The sequence below is a fragment of the Microbacterium sp. FW305-3-2-15-F-LB2 genome, from assembly GCF_058787255.1.
Window position 1 is genome coordinate 1531893 of record NZ_JBYSZO010000001.1, and the last position, 18221, is coordinate 1550113.

An 18221-nucleotide genomic window follows, 5' to 3' on the forward strand; every position below is an offset into this window, starting at 1 on the left:
CTATCCTCCCACGATCGCGGCGCGCATCGAGGCGAGCACGGCGTCCTCGTGCTCGAGCGGGAGAGCGGCGTCGCCACCGACGAACACGCGCACCTGAAGAAGGGCCTGATGCAGCAGCATCGGGAGGCCGTTGATCGCCGCGTTCCCCGCGTCGTGCCACGCGCGGGCGAGGCTGGTCGGCCAGCCCCCGTAGACGACGTCGAGGAGCAGTCCACCCCGTTCGGCATAGGGACGGATGCCGTCGCCCACATCGACGTTCCCGGGCAGGGCTCCGACGGTCACCGCGACCTCCGCGGGATCGGCGGGGGCGGCGAACGGCGCTCCGACGACATCCACGCCGATGCTCGCTCCCAGATCGCGCAGCACGAGCACGGGGGCGGGTCGCCGCGCGACGACCTCGACGCGCTCCACGCCGAGCTCCGCCAGCGACAGCAGCGCCGACGTGGCGGTGGCGCCGGCGCCGAGGATGCGCGCGCGCTCGGCCCGTTCGATGCCCGCCTCACGCAGCGCGCGCGCCAGGCCTCCGACGTCGGTGTTGAACCCGCGCGGGCCGTCGTCCGTCAGCAGGAGCGTGTTGACCGCGCCGGTGAGCCGTGCCGCGTCGTCGAGGGAGACCGCGGCACGTGCGGCGACCTTCTTCAGCGGCATCGTGAGCGAGAGGCCGCGCCACGTGGCATCCAGCTCGTCCAGCGCCCCGACGAATTCGGCCTCGGCGACCTGGCGTCGCCCGTACTCCCACGGCAGACCCAGCTCGCGGTACGCCGCCGCGTGCAGCGCCGGTGACCGCGAGTGGTCGATCGGGTCCCCCCAGACGGCGAGCCGGGCCGGAGTCAGCATCCGCCGTCGGGGTTGTCGCGGCACCACTGCTGGAACTGGTCGACCGCCTTGAGCTGGTCGGCGTAGGTGGTCGAGAACACGGTCTCGCCCGTGGCCAGGTTCACTGTCGTGAAGTAGTACCACGTGCCGTCGACGGGGTGCATGGCCGCGTCGATGGCGAGGTCGCCGGGATTGGAGATCGGCCCGATCGGCAGTCCCGGGTGGATGTAGGTGTTCCAGGGGTTGTCGCTGGTGAGGGCGTTCTCCGATGACGACGAACTTCCGGCACCGATCTCCCCCACGCCGTACTGAGCCGTCGAGTCCATCTGCAACAGGCCGTGAGTTTCGTCGTTGTCGGGCTGCAGGCGGTTCTCGATCACGCGCGAGACCTTGTAGAAGTCGTCGGAGTTGCGCGCCTCGCGTTCGATGATCGACGCGATGATGAGGATCCGCTCCCGATCGGCTTCGGGCACACCCGCCTGGTCGAGGGACTGCACCGTGCGCTGCACCATGCGCTGGATGACATCGGTCGCGGTGACACCGTCGTCGAAGTCGTACGTCGCCGGGAAGATCCAGCCCTCGAGCGTGGATGCCGGCACGCCGTACTGCGACGGATCGGCGGTGGCCGCATCGAAGTCGGCGCGCGGAATGCTCAGCTGCTCCGACATGGCATCGAGCGACTGGGTGAGCGTCAGCCCCTCCCGGAGCTGCACCGTGTGGTTCAGGCGGTTCGCGGGGTCGCGGAGAGCCGCGATCACCGCGGCGGAGGACATCTGCTGCTGCAGCTTGTAGACGCCGGGTTGGAAGGTGAAGGCCACGGAGTTCTTGACCATGTAGGAGTAGAGCGAGTCCGACTGCTTCGTCACGCCGGCCTCGAACAGCTTCGGCGAGACGGACTCGCCGGTGTCGCCGGACACGATCGTCACGCGGGCTTCGCCCGTGGCCATTCCCTCGGCGTAGTCCGTGGGCTCCCCGGTGCCGAAGAACGCCTGGACGCGCTCCCCGTAGGCGTTCCACAGGGCGAAGCCACCGCCCACCAGACCGCCGATGAGGATGAGCACGATAGCGAGCGCGATCCAGGCGCCCGTCCGACGGCGGCGTCGTGGCGGGCGGGTGGCGCCGCGCACCGCATCGGTGGTGGCGTGTCCGGTGAAGAGGTCTTCCAGAGAGCCGGATGCCGGTGCGCGACCGTCTCCGGATCGTCCGGCGGCGTGGGCGCCCGCGCCGACGAGCACGGGCGCTTCCTCGCGCGGAGACTCGACTCGGGCGGCGGGACGGGGCTCGGACACCCGCGCGGCCGGTTCAGACGGGGCGGCGGCCCGCGGAGCGGATGCGGGCTGTGGGTCCGGCGCGGACGTCGGCGTCTGCGCGGACTCGGGCCGGGCGGCGGGAGCGCGGCGGTGGCCGCGGGCGACTCGGCGGCGGTGCCGTTCGCGGATTCGGGCGTGCCGGCGGCGGTCGGGCCGGTTTGTGTGCGTCGGGCCTCACGAGCGGCACGGCGCGAGGGAGGTGCGGGCGCGTCGGGAGACGGGGCCGCGGCCCGGTCGTCGCCGCGGGACGCGGCATCCGACGTCCCCGTACGCGGGTCGGGCAGACGGCGGTAGAGGTCGGCGAAGGGGTCGGTGGGGTCGTTCTCGGGCATGTCAGGCGGGCTCCTGTCCCGGTGCTACAGCGGGTCCGGCCGGGTCGCCGGACCGTCGCTCGACGTCGAGCGCCTGCTGCAGCAGCACCACAGCGGCGACTTGGTCCACAATGCTACGAGAATCCCGCTGGGAGCGGCCTGCCTGCCGGAGGACGTCGTGCGCCGAGACGGTGCTGAGTCTCTCGTCGACGAGGCGGACCGGTACGGTCAACGCCGCGGCCAGCTCGGCGGCGAAGCCGCGCGCATCGGTGGTGGAGGGCGTGTCCTCGCCGCGGAGATTCAGCGGAAGACCGACGAGGACCTCGAACGCGTCGTATTCGGCCGCGAGGGCGACGATTCGGCGTACGGGCTCGCCCTTGCGCGGGACGGTCTCGACGGGCACCGCGAGAAGACCGTCGGGATCCGACCGGGCGACGCCGACGCGCGCGCGTCCCACGTCGATGCCCAGCCGGATGCCTCGGCGGAACTCCGTCACGCCGTGGTCGCCCGGACGTCCGCGACGATGCCCTCGAGCGCCTGCGGAAGGGCCGCGGCATCCGTTCCGCCGCCCTGCGCGACGTCGGGACGACCGCCGCCCCCACCGCCGAGAACGCCCGCAGCGGCCTTGGCCAGGGCTCCGGCGGCGAGACCGCGTTCGCGGGCGGCGTCGTTCGTGACGACGACGACCGTCGCCCGGCCTCCGGCGACACTCCCGAGGGCGACGACGGCGGGGTCGGAACCGAGTCGGTCGCGGACCTGCAGCGCGAGGGAGCGCACGTCGTCGGACGACGCGCCCTCACCGAGGGACTGCGCGACGACGCGGACGGTGCCCACGGCGACCGCGGACTCCGCGAGCTGCGGCAGACGGTCGGAGAGCGCCCGCGCCTCGAACGCGGCGATCTTCTTCTCGGCGGCCTTCAGGCTCGCGGCGAGCTCGGCGATCCGGGTCGTGAGCTGCTCGCGCGGGGTCTTCAGCGACGTCGTCAGCTGCGACACGATTGCGCGTTCGGCGGCCAGGTCGCGGAAGGCGTCCAGGCCCACGAGCGCCTCGACCCGGCGGTTGGACGCACCGACCGACGATTCGCCGACGAGATTGACCAGACCGATCTCCGCGCTGCGGGCGACGTGCGTGCCACCGCAGAGCTCTCGCGACCACGGGCCGCCGATGTCGACCATCCGCACGGTGTCGCCGTACTTCTCGCCGAACAGCGCCATGGCGCCCGCGGCCTTCGCCTCGTCCAGCGACAGGACGCGCGTGGTGACCTCGAGGTTGTCGCGCACCGCGTTGTTGGCGATGTCCTCGATCTCGGTGCGGGTCTCGGGCGACAGCGCCGCGCCCCAGCTGAAGTCGAAGCGCATGTAGCCCGCGCGATTGAGTGAACCGGTCTGCGTCGCGGACTTGCCGAGGGTGTCGCGGATCGCCGCGTGCACGAGGTGCGTTGCCGAGTGCGCCTGCTGCGCCGAATGGCGGTTCAGAGCGTCGACGACGGTCGTCGCGGGGGCGTCGATCGAAACCTCGCCGCTCGTGACCTCGACGGTGTGGCTGATCAGGCCCGGGACGGGACGCTGCACGTCGAGCACCTCGAGCTCGTAGCCCGGGCCGACGATGACACCCTTGTCGGCGACCTGGCCGCCGGACTCGGCGTAGAGCGCCGTCTCGGCGAGCACGACCTCGGCGATCTGTCCCTGCGACGCACGGTCGGTGCTGCGACCGTCGATCAGGATGCCGAGCACCTTCGACTCGGTCTCCAGGTCGGTGTAGCCGGTGAACACCGTCTCACCGAGCGCGCGGAACTCGCGGTACACGCTCTGATCGGCGATCGCGCCCTTGCGGGAGCGGGCGTCGGCCTTCGCCCGCGCGCGCTGCTCCTGCATGAGGGTGTCGAACGCGCCGCGGTCCACGGTGAGGCCCGCTTCCTCGGCGATCTCGAGCGTGAGGTCGATCGGGAAGCCGTACGTGTCGTGCAGCAGGAAGGCCTCGGAGCCGGACAGCGTCGTGGCCCCGCCGTGCTTGGCATCCGCCACGGACTGGTCGAGGATCGCCGACCCCGCGGCGAGCGTGCGGAGGAAGGTCTGCTCCTCGGCGATCGCGTACGCGGACAGACGCGCGTAGTCGGACGCGACCTCGGGGTACGACTCCTTCATCGCGTCGCGCGACGCGGCGAACAGCTCGGGGAAGGTCGGGCCCTCGACGCCGAGAAGGCGCATCGAACGGATGGCGCGTCGCATGATGCGGCGCAGGATGTAGCCGCGACCCTCGTTCGACGGCGTGACGCCGTCGGCGAGCAGCATGAGCGAGGAACGCACGTGGTCGGCGACGATGCGCAGCCGCACGTCGTCCTCGTGCGATTCGGCGCCGTACGCCTTGCCCGCGAGCTTTGCCGCCAGGTCGAGGACAGGACGCACCTGGTCGGTCTCGTACATGTTGTCGACGCCCTGCTTGATGAACGCGATGCGCTCCAGGCCCATGCCGGTGTCGATGTTCTTCGCCGGCAGCTCGCCGACGATGTCGAAGTCGTACTTCGATCGCACGTTCGTGATCTCGTACTGCATGAACACGAGATTCCAGATCTCCACGTAGCGGTCGTCGTCGGTGGCCGGTCCCCCGTCGATGCCGTACGCCGGGCCACGGTCGAAGAAGATCTCGGAGCATGGGCCGGCGGGCCCCGGAAGCCCCGTCGACCAGTAGTTCGTGTCCTTGCCGAGGCGCTGGATGCGCTCCTCGGGCAGATCGGTGAGGCTACGCCAGAGGTCGTGGGCCTCGTCGTCCTCTTCGTAGACCGTGACCCACAGGTCCTTCGGGTCGAAGCCCAGGCCGCCCTCGGCATCCGGGGTGGTCAGCAACTCCCACGCGTAGCGGATCGCGTCTTCCTTGAAGTAGTCGCCGAACGACCAGTTCCCCAGCATCTGGAAGAAGGTGCCGTGGCGCGGGGTCTTCCCGACCTCCTCGATGTCGTTCGTGCGGATGCACTTCTGGACATCGGCCGCGCGGGGGTAGGGAGGAGGAACGACACCGCTGAGGTACGGGATGAACGGAACCATGCCGGCCACGGTGAACAGCAGGGCCGGGTCGTCGGTGACGAGCGAGGCCGACGGCACGATGGTGTGGTTCTTCTTCTCGAAGTAGTCGAGGAAGCGCTGAGCGATCTCGGCGGTTTTCATGTCGGGTCTTTCCGTGGGCGTGCGGATCCGCCCCGGTGAAGGGGGCGGGATGCCGGGAGGTCAGTCGGTGGGGGCGGCGTTCTTGGCGGCCGCGGCGACGGTCGCGGCGGCGTCGGCCGCCGTGTCGGCGGCGCTGGCCGCCACGGTCTTGGCGTCGTCGAGGACGTCGGACAGGCGCGTCTCCTGCTCGTGGTAGGCCTCGCTCATGCGGTCGGCGAACTCGCCGATCCGGGCGTCGACCTGGGCCAGCAGCTCCTGACCGCGGGGGTCCTTGTTGACCAGGTGCGCGGCCACGAAGCCTCCGGCGATGCCCAATACGAACCAGACGAGGCTTCTCACGTTCACCACTTCTTCCTCGAGCGAGCGCCGCGGGCGCGGCATCCCTTCATCGTAGGCGACAGGGTCGCGCGAGCGCGCGTCCGGACGATGGATGCCATCCGCCCCGGGACCGCGACCGGGAACGACGAAGGGCGCCGGGAGAACCCGACGCCCTTCGGCTCGTGAGTGCGGGACTCAGCGAGCGGCGTAGTACTCGACGACGAGCTGCACGTCACACGTGACGGGCACCTCGGCACGCTTCGGGCGACGCACGAGACGTGCCTGCAGCGTCGAGAGGTCGACCTCGAGGTAGCCCGGAACGGGGGGCAGGACCTCGGCGTGTCCGCCGGCGGCCGCGACCTGGAAGGGCTCGAGGCCCTCGCTCTTGGGCTTGACGTGCACGAGCTGACCCGGCTTCACGCGGAAGGACGGGCGGTCCACGAGCTGGCCGTCGACCAGGATGTGGCGGTGCACGACGAGCTGGCGTGCCTGAGCCGTGGTGCGGGCGAAGCCCGAACGAACGACCAGGGCGTCCAGACGCATCTCGAGGAGCTCGACCAGGTTCTCACCGGTCAGGCCGTCGGTGCGGCGGGCCTCGTTGAACGCGATGCGCAGCTGCTTCTCGCGGATGCCGTACTGCTCGCGCAGACGCTGCTTCTCGCGAAGACGGACGGCGTAGTCGCTGTCAGCCTTGCGCTTGGTGCGGCCGTGCTCGCCGGGAGCGTAGGGACGCTTCTCGAGGTAGCGGGCGGCCTTGGGGGTGAGCGCGACGCCGAGGGCGCGCGACAGACGGACCTTGCGGCGGTCCTGAGACTTCGTTGCCACGAAGTACTCCTTCCGATGACGTGGCCGCGCCTTTCGCGGCTCACGGACGTATCGCCCCCTTCCGCCCGATCCGGAACGCACGCCGGGGCGCACCGGAAGGTGATCACAGGAAGGAGGGGATGCCCGAAAACCCTGTTTCGAGCCAATTCATGCTATCAGAGGCGCCTGCGCGGCCGTTTCAGCCGCCGTCGAGGATGCGGCGGATCTTCTCCAGCCGCGCGGAGACGTCTCGTTCCGCGCCGTGGGAGGTGGGCTGGTAGTACTGCTTCCCCCGCAGCTCGTCGGGCAGATACTGCTGCGCGACGATGCCGATCTCGCTGTCGTGGGCGTACTTGTACCCCTTGCCGTGCCCGAGCCGCTTCGCGCCGGGATAGTGCGCATCGCGGAGGTGCAGCGGGACGCGCCCGAACCCGCCCGCGCGGACGTCGGCGATCGCGGCGTTGATCGCGTTGTACGCCGCGTTCGACTTCGCCGTCGTCGCGAGGTACACCGTGGCCTCGGCCAGGGGTATGCGTCCCTCGGGCATACCGATGAAGGCCACGGCGTCGGCGGCCGCGACCGCGATCTGCAGTGCCTGCGGGTCGGCGAGCCCGATGTCTTCCGCGGCCGAGATCACGAGGCGCCGCGCGATGAAGCGGGGGTCCTCCCCCGCTTCGATCATGCGCGCGAGGTAGTGGATGGCGGCGTCGACGTCGGATCCGCGCACCGACTTGATGAACGCGCTGATGACGTCGTAGTGCTCGTCGCCCTGACGGTCGTAGCGCAGCAACGCACGGTCGACGGCTTGGGCGATGTGGTCGCCGGTGATCACCGGGCGCGGGTCGGCGGCATCCGAGGGGTCGCGGTCGTCGTCTTCCTCGTCGCCGGGTGCCTCGCGGCTGGCGTCGTCGGCCGCGACGGAGGCCGCGGCCTCGAGCGCGGTCAGCGCGCGCCGGGCGTCACCGGAGGCGAGGCGCACGAGCGCGGATCGTGCGTCGTCGCTGAGGACGACGGCGTCGGCGAGGCCGCGCGGGTCGGTGACAGCGCGATCGACGAGGGCGCCGAGGTCGTCGTCTCCGAGAGGGCGGAGGGTGAGGAGCAGCGACCTCGACAGCAGGGGCGAGATGACCGAGAACGACGGGTTCTCAGTGGTGGCCGCGATGAGCACCACCCAGCCGTTCTCGACCCCGGGAAGCAACGCGTCCTGCTGGGCCTTCGTGAAGCGGTGGATCTCGTCGAGGAACAGGATCGTCGACTGCCCGTATAGGTCGCGCTGGGTGAGTGCCTCCTGCATGACCTCGCGGACGTCCTTCACCCCCGCGGTGATCGCGGAGAGCTCCACGAACCGTCGCCCCGAGGAACGCGCGATGGCCTGCGCGAGCGTGGTCTTGCCCGTGCCCGGCGGTCCCCACAGGATGACCGACACCGCCGACCCGGATGCCGAGGAGTCGGCGCCCGCGAGCGTCACGAGGGGTGAGCCGGGGCGCAGCAGATGACCCTGGCCGGCGACCTCGTCGAGACTCGTCGGGCGCATGCGCACCGCGAGCGGGGTCTGGCCCTGGAAGAGGGCGGAAGCAGAGGTCACCGACCCAGGCTAATCGCGACCGCCGACACGGGATCGGGCTTCTTTGTGGGCTCATCGTGACGATGCGTAGGATCGGGGCGGTCCGCAGGCGGTGAAGAGAGGTCGATGTGGCAACGGGTGGCAAGGATCGGCAGAGCCGCGAACAGCGCGAGCGCGCCCGGGCGTATCAGGCCCGCCAGGAACTGCATCGTCGGCAGACGAAGCGTCGGACGCGCGACAACGTCCTCGCGCTGATCGTCGGGCTCGTGGTGATCGCCGGCGCCGTCGGCCTGCAGACGGTGTACTTCGTCAGCGGGCCCGGCGCGCCGACGCCGGAGCCCACGGTCGCCGACACTCCCAGTCCGCAGCCCAGCGCCCCTCTGCTCGACCCCACGGTGGCGCCGACCCCCTGATCCTGTGGCGACGGCATCCGTCGTACTAGGCTCGGAGGGTCCTTCTCCCCCAGGCGGCCCTGCCGCGATGAGGTGCTTCCCGTGACTTCCGTTCCCTCCTCCGACCCCACCGACACCACTCCCGCCGTCGCCGACGACGCCGAGACGTCCGACCAGACCATCGAATCCCCCACCGATGAGACGGTGACCGAGACCGTGTCGGATGACGCGATCCCTGCGACAGACGAGCCCGAGACGGAGGCAGCCGCCGCCGACGAGGTCGCGGCGACCGAGGATGCTCCCGTGACCGAGGACGCTCTCGCGACCGAGGATGCCGAGGGCGAGTCCCCGGTCGCCGACGAGGCGCCGAACCAGGTGGCTCCGAAGGCGACGCCCGCTCCGGGCCCTCGCCCCGGACCGCGACCGGGCGCGCGCGTTACCGCACCGGTCGCACCGTGGGGTCGCGTGGACGAGGACGGGACGGTATCCGTCCGCGAGGGTGAGGAGTGGCGCGTCGTCGGGCAGTACCCCGACGGCACGCCCGACGAGGCTCTCGCGTACTACACCCGCAAGTTCGCCGATCTCGCGGGTGAGGTGACCCTCCTCGAGGTGCGTCATCGTCGGGGCGGCGCCTCCGCCTCCGACCTGCGCTCCACCGCCGCGACCGTTCGCGCCAAGGTCGACGGCGCCGCCGCGGTCGGCGACCTCGCGGCTCTGCTCGCGCGCCTCGATGCGCTGACCGCCGAACTCGCCGAGGCCAGTGAGACCGAGGCCGCCGCGGCCAAGGAGGCCGTCGAGGACGCGGTACGCGAGCGCACCGAGATCGTGGAGCAGGCCGAGGCTCTCGCCGCGCGTGACCCGCAGTCCGTTCAGTGGAAGCAGATGACGGCCGACATGACGGCCCTCTTCGACCGCTGGCAGGCCCACCAGCAGAACGGTCCGCGTCTGCCGAAGTCGACCGCTCAGCAGTTGTGGCGCCGCTTCCGCGACGCGCGCGCGACCGTCGACCGGCACCGCCGAGAGTTCTTCTCGGCCCTCGACGAGACGCACAAGTCGGCGCGCGACGTCAAGACGCGGCTGGTCGAGCGAGCCGAGGCGCTCGCTCCGCGCGGCGAGGACGGCATCCCCGCGTACCGCGACCTGCTCGACGAGTGGAAGGCGTCGGGACGAGCCGGCCGCAAGGTCGACGACGCGCTCTGGGCTCGATTCAAGGCCGCGGGCGACGCGCTCTACAGCGCGCGGATCGAGCGCGAGACGGCGGACGCCGAGGCATCGAAGGCGAAGATCGAGCAGAAGCGTGCCCTCCTCGAAGAGGCGGCGCCGATCGTCGACGAGAAGAACCTGGCGACCGCTCGTCAGAAGCTGACCGCGATCCAGCGGCAGTGGGACGAGATCGGACGCATCTTCCCGCGTGACAAGGAGCGCGTGCTCGACGACGAGCTCCGCAAGATCGAGCAGAGCGTCCGCGCCCGTGAGGACGCCGACTGGAAGCGCAACGATCCCGAGCAGAAGGCGCGTGCGAACGACATGACGCGTCAGCTCACCGATGCGATCGAGAAGCTCGAGGCCGAGCTGGCCGCGGCCGAGGCCAAGGGTGACAAGCGCGCCGCTGCCCAGGCGTCGGAGGCTCTCGAGGCTCGGCGCACGTGGCTGCGCGCTCTGGGCGGCTGAACGTTCTCCACAGTCCGGCGTCCGTAGACGCCGAGCGAGAGACCATCCCGGCACACTGTCGGGATGGTCTCTCCCTTTCTGTACTTCCCCGGAGAACGACTCTCCCTGACCGAGCTGACCGCTGCGTGCCTCGACGGGCTCCTCACACCGATCGGTGAGGGCTTCATGCCGGCGGATGCGGTCGAGACGACGTGGATGCGTGCGCGGAGCCTGGCCCCTCTCCTCGGCGATCGTTGGGCAGCCGTTCGAGCAAGCGCCGCGTGGGTTCACGGGGGCATCGTTCTCGAGCCGACGCGCCACCACGTCCAGCGGGCGTCCGCCGAGAGGACACGGCCGGTCCGGTGGGCGGGCGTGATCTCGCACGATGTGCGCGTACCGCCGGGCGACGTCGTCACGATCGCCGGAGTGCAGGTCACGAGTCCCGGTCGGACGCTCGTCGACCTTGCCCGATCAGCGGATGCCGACGACATCGCCGCCGCGTCCTCCTGGGGTGTCGCGAGCCCCGAGCTCGTCGCCGACGCACGGGCCTGGATCGCCCGGCATCCCCGATTCCCCTACGGTCGGCGCGCCGACGAGGTTCTCGCCTCCGTCGGCAGCCCGTGAGCGCAGCTGCTCAGGAGGAGGTGACGCGGTACACGTCGTAGACGGCGTCGATGCGCCGCACGGCGTTGAGGACGCGGTCGAGGTGGACGGTGTCGCCCATCTCGAACACGAACTTGCTGAGCGCCAGGCGGTCGTTCGTCGTGGACACCGTGGCCGACAGGATGTTGACGTGGTGCTCGCTCAGGACGCGCGTCACGTCGCTCAGCAGCCCCGACCTGTCGAGCGCCTCGACCTGGATCTGGACGAGGAAGACGCTCTTCGTGGTCGGTGCCCACTCGACGTCGATGAGCCGCTCGGGATCTTCGCGGAGCGACTTGACGTTCGTGCAGTCGGAGCGATGCACGGACACGCCGCTGCCGCGGGTGACGAAGCCGACGATCTCGTCGCCCGGCACGGGCGTGCAGCACTTCGCGAGCTTTACCAGGATGTCGGGGGCGCCCCGCACCAGCACGCCCGAGTCGCCGCCGCGCGGTGCGCGACTGCGCCCGACCTGCGGCAGGTCGATCGGGCCGGTCGAGGTGTCGTCGGCGCTGACGAGGGCCGTGACCTTCTCGATGACCGACTGCGTCGAAACGTGGCCCTCGCCTACGGCTGCGTACAGCGCGGACACGTCCTCGTAGTGGAACCCGCGCGCGACCTCGGTGAACGAGTCCTGGTTCATGAGGCGCTGCAGGGGAAGATTCTGGCGGCGCATCGCGCGCGCGATGGAGTCCTTGCCCTGCTCGATCGCCTCTTCGCGGCGTTCCTTCGTGAACCAGCCGCGGATCTTGTTGCGTGCGCGCGTGCTCTTGACGAACCCGAGCCAGTCCTGACTCGGCCCGGCGTCGGGGTTCTTGGAGGTGAAGACCTCGACGACGTCGCCCGACTGCAACTCGGTCTCCAGCGGCACGAGCCGGCCGTTGACCTTCGCGCCCATCGTGCGGTGGCCGATCTCGGTGTGGACGGCGTACGCGAAGTCGACCGGCGTGGCGCCCTTCGGCAGACCGATGACGCGCCCCTTCGGCGTGAAGACGTAGACCTCTTTCGCGCCGATCTCGAAGCGCAGAGAATCGAGGAACTCGCCCGGGTCGGCGGTCTCCGCCTGCCAGTCGGAGATGCGGGCGATCCACGCCATGTCGGTGTCGGAGGCCTTGGCATCCGTCTTACCGCCGGCCATCCGCTCTTTGTACTTCCAGTGCGCCGCGACACCGAACTCGGCCTGCTGGTGCATCTCGTGCGTGCGGATCTGGATCTCGACCGTCCGCCCGCTCGGACCGATCACGGTCGTGTGCAGCGACTGGTAGAGGTTGAACTTCGGCGTGGCGATGTAGTCCTTGAACCGGCCGGGCAGCGGCGTCCATCGGGCGTGGATCGCGCCGAGCACCGCGTAGCAGTCGCGCACCGTGCCGACGAGAATGCGGATGCCGATGAGGTCGTAGATGTCGTCGAACTCGCGGCCCCGCACGACCATCTTCTGGTACACCGAGTACAGTTGCTTCGGACGGCCCATGACCCGGCCGCGCACCCGCAGTTCGCGCAGGTCTGCGTCGATCGCGTCGATCACCGTCTGCACGTACTGCTCGCGCTGCGGCGTGCGCTGGCGCACCAGGCTCTCGATCTCGGCGTAGAGCTTGGGGTGCAGCACCGCGAAGGAGAGGTCTTCGAGCTCGCTCTTGATCGCTTGGATACCGAGACGGTGGGCCAGCGGCGCGTAGATCTCGAGCGTCTCGGTCGCCTTCTTGGCGGCCTTGTGCGGCGGGACGAATCCCCACGTGCGCGCGTTGTGCAGCCGGTCGGCGAGCTTAATGAGGAGCACACGGATGTCGCGCGACATCGCCACGATCATCTTGCGGACGGTCTCGGCCTGGGCGCTCTCGCCGTACTTGACCTTGTCGAGCTTCGTGACGCCGTCGACGAGCATCGCGACCTCGTCGCCGAAATCGGCGGCGAGCTGGTCGAGCGGGTAGTCGGTGTCTTCGACGGTGTCGTGCAGCAGCGCCGCGGCGATGGCCTTGGGGCCGAGGCCGAGCTCGGCGAGGATCTGGGCGACCGCGAGCGGATGCGTGATGTAGGGCTCGCCGCTCTGACGCTTCTGACCCTCGTGGGCCTTGTCGGCCACGGCGTACGCGCGCTCGATGATGCCGAGGTCGCCCTTGGGGTGGTGCGTGCGCACCGTCCGCAACAGCTTGTCGACGTCGTCACGCCGGGCCGCGCGCGAGAAGATGCGCGGAACCAGTCGCCGAAGGGATGACGGCGGCGGCGCGGGGGACGTGGTCTCGGTCATCGATCCCCTCCCCCGGGTGCTGCGGTCAGTCTTCCCATCCTACGCCGCGTGAGGCCGGTGCCCGCCCGTCAGGCGGGGACACCGGCCTTCTCGCGGGCGGAGCGCACGCGGGTGTCACGCGCCGCGATGGCGGGCTCGCGCTCGCGCAGCAGTGCGTACAGCGGGACCGCGACGAACAGCGTCGAGTAGGCCGCGACGATCGTGCCGACGAAGATCGACAGCGAGATGTCGCTGAGGGTGCGAGCGCCCAGCGGAACACCGATGAACAGGATCGCGCCGACCGGCAGGATCGCGACCACGGTGGTGTTGATCGAGCGGATGAGCGTCTGGTTCGCCGCCAGGTTGACCGACTCGGCGAACGTCCGGCCCGACAGCTCGCCGTCTTGGCGGGTGTTCTCGCGCACCTTGTCGAACACGACGGTCGTGTCGTACAGCGCGTACGACAGGATCGTGAGGAAGCCGATGACGGCCGCGGGCGAGATCTCGAAACCGAAGATGGCGTAGACGCCGATCGTGATCACGAGGACGTCGACGAGACCGATGATCGCGGCCACCGACATCTTCCACGTGCGGAAGTACAGGGCCAGGATGACGAACGTCAGCGCGAGGAAGATCGACAGGCCCCACAGGGACTGACGAGTGACATCCGCACCCCACGTGGGTCCGATGAACGAGTTCGTGATCTCGCTCGACGGCACTCCGTACCCTTCGGCGAGGGCGTTGGACACGGCCTGCGTCTGCTGATCGTCGAGCTGATCGGTCTGCACGCGCACGGCCTGATCGCTGATCGTGGAGACGCGAGTCGTGGTCCCCGGGACGACCGAGGTGACGGCATCCGTCGCGATGGCCTGGTCGAAGGAGGTGGGATTCGAGACCGTGAACTGCGATCCGCCGGTGAACTCGATCGAGAACTGGACGGGGCGGAAGAGCGGCACGAGCGCCGCACCGATGACGAGGACGGCGGCGATGATGAACCACAGGCGCCGACGCTGGACGAACGGGAACGAGGTCTTCCCCGAGTACAGATCGTTGCCGAGCTGCGACATGGAGCGCATCAGTCGTCTCCCTCCTTCGTGGGGCGCGTATTGCTCTGTGCGGCGGCGAGCTCGGCGCGCTTGCGCTCGGCGATCGTCTGGCGCCGCTGCGCCTCTCCGCGGGAACGGTTGGCGCGGCCCGAGACGGCGGTCGCCGCCGGGGCGCGGAACTGCGCGCGGCCGCGGTAGACGGCACCGAGCGCCTCGGGATCCATGCCCGAGAGCGGGTGGCCCGAACCGAAGAAGCGCGTGCGCGCCAACAGTTGCATGACCGGGTGCGTGAACAGGATGAAGATCAGGATGTCGATCGCGGTCGTCAGGCCGAGCGTGAACGCGAAGCCCTTCACCGTGGCATCCGCCAGGATGTACAGCACGATGGCGGCGAGGATGTTGATCGACTTCGAGATGTAGATCGTGCGCTTCGCTCGCGACCAGCCGTCCTCGACGGCCGCGGTGATCGACTTCCCGTCGCGCAGCTCGTCACGGATGCGTTCGAAGTAGACGATGAACGAGTCCGCGGTGAAGCCGATGGTGACGATGAGGCCCGCGACACCGGCGAGGGACAGGCGGAAGCCCATGCGCCAGGCCAGGATGCACAGGGTCACGTACGTGAGCACCGCCATGACGCCCAGCGACGCGATGATCACGGTTCCCAGCGCGCGGTACACGATGAGCGAGTAGATCGCGACGAGGCCGAGGCCGATGAGACCGGCGATGAAGCCGACCTGCAGCTGCTGCGAACCGAGGGTCGCCGACACCGTGTCGGAGCTGACGACCGTGAAGCTCAGCGGCAGGGCGCCGTACTTGAGCTGGTCGGCGAGGGCCTTCGACGTCTCCTGCGTGAAGCTGCCCGTGATGCTGGGGCGGCCGTCGACGATGATGCCGTTCATCGAGGGAGCCGACAGCACCGAGCCGTCGAGGACGAAGGCGAACTGGTTGAGCGGCGCCTGAGCACCGTACAGCCGCTGGCTGATCTCGGAGAACTTCTGCGTGCCCTGGTCGTTGAAGACGAGGTTGACCGCCCACTGGCCGGTGTTCTGTTCCTGACCGTTCGTGGCGTTGCTGATGTCGGTGCCGTCGAGCTCGACGGGGCCGAGGATGTACTTGACCGATCCGTCGTCGCTGCACGTGATCAGCGGCTGGTCGGCGGGCGCCTGCGCGGGGTTGTTCGTGGGGTTGGCGCAGTCGTACGAGAGGAACTGCGCCTGGAGGGCCGGAGTCACCCAGGACAGGTCGCTGCCGTTGGTCGGGGAGGCGGTGGGCGTCGACGGCAGCGACGGGTCGGGCGTCGGGTACGGCGTGTTCTGCCCGTCCTGACCGACGAACGACGTCGCCGGCGATCCCGTGTACAGCACCGCGCGCAACTGCAGCTGAGCGGAACTCTGAATGCGCTCACGCGTGGCCTCGTCGGCCTGCCCGGGGATCTGCACGACGATGTTGCGGCCGCCCTCGGTGGCCACGTCGGCTTCGCCCACGCCCGAGGCGTCGACGCGCTGCCGGATGATCGACACCGCCTGCTGCAGCTGGTCGGCGTCAGGGTTCGCGCCGTCCGTGGTCTGGGCGGCCAGGATGATCTGCGTCCCGCCCTGCAGGTCGAGGGCGAGGTCGGGGGTCCAGGAGCTGGCCTGGAAGGCGTACACGCCCAGCGCGTTGATGCCGAACAGCACGCCGGTGATGGCGAGCAGTCCGGTCAGCACGCGCCAGGCGTGGCGGACGGGAGTCGAGGGCGCCACGGAGTCGGCTTTCTGTGCGGCGGTGAACGGAAGGGGCGGAGGGTCAGACCTGCGGACGGTCCTTGTCGTCGCGCTCGGTCTCGGCCTGGCGGGCCGCGCGGTGGTCGTCGCTGATCGAGCTGATGTCGCCGTCGGCGACGCCCGCGACGTACTCGGCCTCGGACTCCTCGGCCTCGATGAAGTCGTCTTCGGTCACGAAGCCCTGAGCCGGGTTCACGATGCGCAGCACGGCCTGGCTGTGGACCTTGATGACCACGCCCGGTGCGATCTCCACCTGAGCGGGCTTGTCGAGGTCTTCACCGTCGTACTCGACGATCGTTCCGTACAATCCACCCTGCAGCAGCACCTCGGAGCCCGGAACGGTCTGACGGGCCTTCTCCTCCTGCTCGAGCTTCTGCTTCTGCATGCGGCGACGCGAGCTCCAGAACATGAAGACCAGCAGGCCGATCAGCAGGATGATCAGGCCGTAGTTGGCGAAGAAGTTCGCGAAATCCATGGAGGCGGTGCACCTTTCGATTCAGGCGAGCCGTGCGGCACTGCCTAAGGGGGTCGGGGAATCCCTCGCCGAGTATAGGTCATCCCCCTTGACTGAACCGGAGCAGTCCGTCGGGGTGCGGAGCGCCGAGGTGGTCGTACGCCTCGGGGGTGGCGACCCGTCCGCGGGGGGTGCGTCCCATGAAGCCGATGCGAACGAGATAGGGCTCGACGACCGACTCGATCGTCTCGGGCTCTTCGCCGACGGCGACCGCGAGGGTGCTGAGCCCGACCGGGCCGCCTCGGAAGCGTCGCACGAGCGCGTCGAGCACGGCCCGGTCGAGGCGGTCGAGGCCGATGGCATCCACGTCGTAGAGGTCGAGCGCCGCGTCGACGGTGCGAACGTCGGCGTCGCCGGCATCCGTCCCCGTCGACGGGCCGTACACGACGAGGTAGTCGCGGACGCGTCGGAGCAGCCGGTTGGCGATGCGCGGGGTGCCGCGGGAGCGACGCGCGATCTCGGAGCGGGCGGTACCCGGTAGTCCGACGTCGAGCATGGATGCCGAGCGCGAGACGACGCGTTCGAGCTCTTCCGGCTCGTAGTACTCCAGGTGGGCGGTGAATCCGAACCGGTCGCGGAGAGGGTTGGGGAGGAGCCCCGCACGGGTGGTCGCGCCGACGAGCGTGAACGGGGCGAGATCGAGCGGGATGCTGGTCGCCCCGGCGCCCTTGCCGACCATGATGTCGATGCGGAAGTCTTCCATCGCGAGGTACAGCATCTCTTCGGCCGAGCGCGCCATGCGGTGGATCTCGTCGATGAAGAGCACCTCGCCGGGCGTGAGCGATGACAGCAGGGCCGCGAGGTCTCCGGCGTGCTGGATGGCCGGACCGCTGGACAGTCGCAGCGGGCGGCCGCTCTCGTGCGCGACGATCATCGCGAGCGTCGTCTTGCCGAGACCGGGTGGACCCGAAAGCAGGATGTGGTCAGGCGAGCGCTGCTGGATGCGCGCCGCATCGAGCAGAAGCTGCAGCTGGCCGCGCACCTTCTGCTGCCCGACGAACTCGCTCAGCGAGGTCGGGCGCAGCGCACCCTCGATCGCGAGCTCGGTCTCGTCGTCGGGCGAACCGGCGTCGCGCACGACGTCAGCCACCGACGGGTTCCTTGCGCGCGGGCCCCAGCATCGCGAGCGTGAGACGCAGCAGCGCCTGCACCGACGCGCGGTCGGCCTCGGCGGCATCCTCGGCGACGGATGCCACGGCCTCGGCGGCGACGCGCTCGCTCCACCCGAGCCCGATGAGGGCTTGCGTGACCTGCAGCGGCACCTGCCCGTGCGCGGCCACCGCGGCGGGTGCCTGAGCCGTGGGCACGGCGAGCTTGCCGGCGAGCTGCACGACGATGAGTTTCGCCGTCTTCGGGCCGATCCCGGACACGCGCTTGAAGGGGGCGTCGTCGTCATCGGTGACGGCCTGCGCGATCTGCGGCACCGTCAGATACGACAGCACCCCCAGCGCGGACTTCGGGCCGACGCCCGTGACGCCGATCAGCTGCGTGAACACGGTCAGTTCTTCGCGCGTCTCGAAACCGAAGAGCGACAGGGCGTCTTCGCGCACGACCAGGTGCGTGTGCAGGTGCACCTGATCGCCGACGTGGGTCGCGCGAGTGACCTGCGGCGTGACGGCCACGGAGAGCCCCACTCCCCCGACGACCACGACGAGCGCGTCGTCGCCGACGTGCGCGGCGACACCCTGCAGCGAAGAGATCATGC

General features: G+C 69.9%; 16 protein-coding genes. 3 read left to right on the plus strand and 13 right to left on the minus strand.

Going from position 1 to position 18221, the window contains the following annotated elements; translation table 11 throughout:
• From AC3WLZ_RS07440 to AC3WLZ_RS07470, 7 genes are all read right to left on the minus strand, one after another.
• Entirely contained in the window at positions 1-837 is an 837-nt protein-coding gene (locus AC3WLZ_RS07440) for a shikimate dehydrogenase family protein (protein ID WP_492469614.1), read from the minus strand.
• On the minus strand, positions 831-2051 hold the full coding sequence (gene mltG, locus AC3WLZ_RS07445) for an endolytic transglycosylase MltG (RefSeq protein ID WP_492469615.1): 1221 nt from the start codon (positions 2049-2051) through the stop codon (positions 831-833). Before mltG ends, AC3WLZ_RS07440 begins: the two co-directional genes overlap by 7 nt.
• 408 nt (positions 2052-2459) lie before the next feature.
• Positions 2460-2933, minus strand: coding sequence for a Holliday junction resolvase RuvX (gene ruvX, locus AC3WLZ_RS07450; protein ID WP_492469616.1), 474 nt, complete (start codon positions 2931-2933; stop codon positions 2460-2462).
• Positions 2930-5599, minus strand: a complete 2670-nt coding sequence (gene alaS / locus AC3WLZ_RS07455) for an alanine--tRNA ligase (protein WP_492469617.1) — start codon at positions 5597-5599, stop codon at positions 2930-2932. The genes ruvX and alaS overlap by 4 nt, the downstream gene beginning before the upstream one ends.
• A 60-nt stretch (positions 5600-5659) precedes the next feature.
• Positions 5660-5980 (minus strand): ATPase, encoded by a 321-nt coding sequence (locus tag AC3WLZ_RS07460; RefSeq protein WP_412924455.1) that lies wholly within the window; start codon positions 5978-5980, stop codon positions 5660-5662.
• A gap of 132 nt (positions 5981-6112) precedes the next feature.
• Positions 6113-6742 (minus strand): 30S ribosomal protein S4, encoded by a 630-nt coding sequence (rpsD, locus tag AC3WLZ_RS07465; protein WP_412924456.1) that lies wholly within the window; start codon positions 6740-6742, stop codon positions 6113-6115.
• Positions 6743-6920: 178 nt separating this feature from the next.
• The gene (locus AC3WLZ_RS07470; protein WP_492469618.1) at positions 6921-8306 is read right to left on the minus strand and encodes a replication-associated recombination protein A; all 1386 of its coding nucleotides are present in this window, start codon (positions 8304-8306) and stop codon (positions 6921-6923) included.
• A gap of 107 nt (positions 8307-8413) precedes the next feature.
• On the opposite strand from AC3WLZ_RS07470, the gene AC3WLZ_RS07475 reads away from it, so the two are divergent.
• The 3 genes from AC3WLZ_RS07475 (at position 8414) to AC3WLZ_RS07485 (ending at position 10951) form a co-directional block, all read left to right on the plus strand.
• Positions 8414-8698, plus strand: coding sequence for a dioxygenase (locus AC3WLZ_RS07475; protein WP_492469619.1), 285 nt, complete (start codon positions 8414-8416; stop codon positions 8696-8698).
• A gap of 81 nt (positions 8699-8779) precedes the next feature.
• Positions 8780-10348 carry a DUF349 domain-containing protein gene (locus AC3WLZ_RS07480; protein ID WP_492469620.1) on the plus strand — a complete coding sequence of 523 codons (1569 nt, stop codon included), beginning with the start codon at positions 8780-8782 and terminating at the stop codon, positions 10346-10348.
• Between the two features lie 63 nt (positions 10349-10411).
• Positions 10412-10951, plus strand: coding sequence for a type IV toxin-antitoxin system AbiEi family antitoxin (locus tag AC3WLZ_RS07485; protein WP_412924459.1), 540 nt, complete (start codon positions 10412-10414; stop codon positions 10949-10951).
• 10 nt (positions 10952-10961) lie between these two features.
• Here the strand turns inward: AC3WLZ_RS07485 and AC3WLZ_RS07490 are convergent, their stop codons facing one another.
• The 6 genes from AC3WLZ_RS07490 to ruvA all read right to left on the minus strand — a co-directional run bounded on the left by AC3WLZ_RS07490 (position 10962) and on the right by ruvA (position 18219).
• Positions 10962-13214, minus strand: a complete 2253-nt coding sequence (locus AC3WLZ_RS07490) for a RelA/SpoT family protein (protein ID WP_412924460.1) — start codon at positions 13212-13214, stop codon at positions 10962-10964.
• A 68-nt stretch (positions 13215-13282) separates the two neighbouring features.
• Positions 13283-14269 carry a protein translocase subunit SecF gene (gene secF, locus AC3WLZ_RS07495; RefSeq protein ID WP_412924461.1) on the minus strand — a complete coding sequence of 329 codons (987 nt, stop codon included), beginning with the start codon at positions 14267-14269 and terminating at the stop codon, positions 13283-13285.
• Positions 14269-15981, minus strand: a complete 1713-nt coding sequence (secD, locus tag AC3WLZ_RS07500; protein ID WP_412924462.1) for a protein translocase subunit SecD — start codon at positions 15979-15981, stop codon at positions 14269-14271. Before secD ends, secF begins: the two co-directional genes overlap by 1 nt.
• Positions 15982-16024: 43 nt before the next feature.
• Positions 16025-16477 carry a preprotein translocase subunit YajC gene (locus AC3WLZ_RS07505; RefSeq protein ID WP_412924463.1) on the minus strand — a complete coding sequence of 151 codons (453 nt, stop codon included), beginning with the start codon at positions 16475-16477 and terminating at the stop codon, positions 16025-16027.
• Positions 16478-16556: 79 nt separating this feature from the next.
• Complete coding sequence (ruvB, locus tag AC3WLZ_RS07510) at positions 16557-17606, minus strand: Holliday junction branch migration DNA helicase RuvB (protein ID WP_412924464.1); 1050 nt, start codon at positions 17604-17606, stop codon at positions 16557-16559.
• Positions 17599-18219: a Holliday junction branch migration protein RuvA gene (ruvA, locus tag AC3WLZ_RS07515; protein WP_492469621.1), complete on the minus strand. Its 621-nt coding sequence runs from the start codon at positions 18217-18219 to the stop codon at positions 17599-17601. Before ruvA ends, ruvB begins: the two co-directional genes overlap by 8 nt.
• Between the last annotated feature and the right edge of the window lie 2 nt (positions 18220-18221).

What these genes read in the sequence shown, in the direction of transcription:
- AC3WLZ_RS07440 (WP_492469614.1), bottom strand. Translation starts at nt 837, where the DNA reads ATGCTGACTCCGGCCCGGCTCGCCGTCTGGGGGGACCCGATCGACCAC.
- alaS (WP_492469617.1), bottom strand. Translation starts at nt 5,599, where the DNA reads ATGAAAACCGCCGAGATCGCTCAGCGCTTCCTCGACTACTTCGAGAAG.
- AC3WLZ_RS07460 (WP_412924455.1), bottom strand. Translation starts at nt 5,980, where the DNA reads ATGCCGCGCCCGCGGCGCTCGCTCGAGGAAGAAGTGGTGAACGTGAGA.
- AC3WLZ_RS07485 (WP_412924459.1), top strand. Translation starts at nt 10,412, where the DNA reads ATGGTCTCTCCCTTTCTGTACTTCCCCGGAGAACGACTCTCCCTGACC.
- AC3WLZ_RS07490 (WP_412924460.1), bottom strand. Translation starts at nt 13,214, where the DNA reads ATGACCGAGACCACGTCCCCCGCGCCGCCGCCGTCATCCCTTCGGCGA.
- secF (WP_412924461.1), bottom strand. Translation starts at nt 14,269, where the DNA reads ATGCGCTCCATGTCGCAGCTCGGCAACGATCTGTACTCGGGGAAGACC.
- AC3WLZ_RS07505 (WP_412924463.1), bottom strand. Translation starts at nt 16,477, where the DNA reads ATGGATTTCGCGAACTTCTTCGCCAACTACGGCCTGATCATCCTGCTG.
- ruvA (WP_492469621.1), bottom strand. Translation starts at nt 18,219, where the DNA reads ATGATCTCTTCGCTGCAGGGTGTCGCCGCGCACGTCGGCGACGACGCG.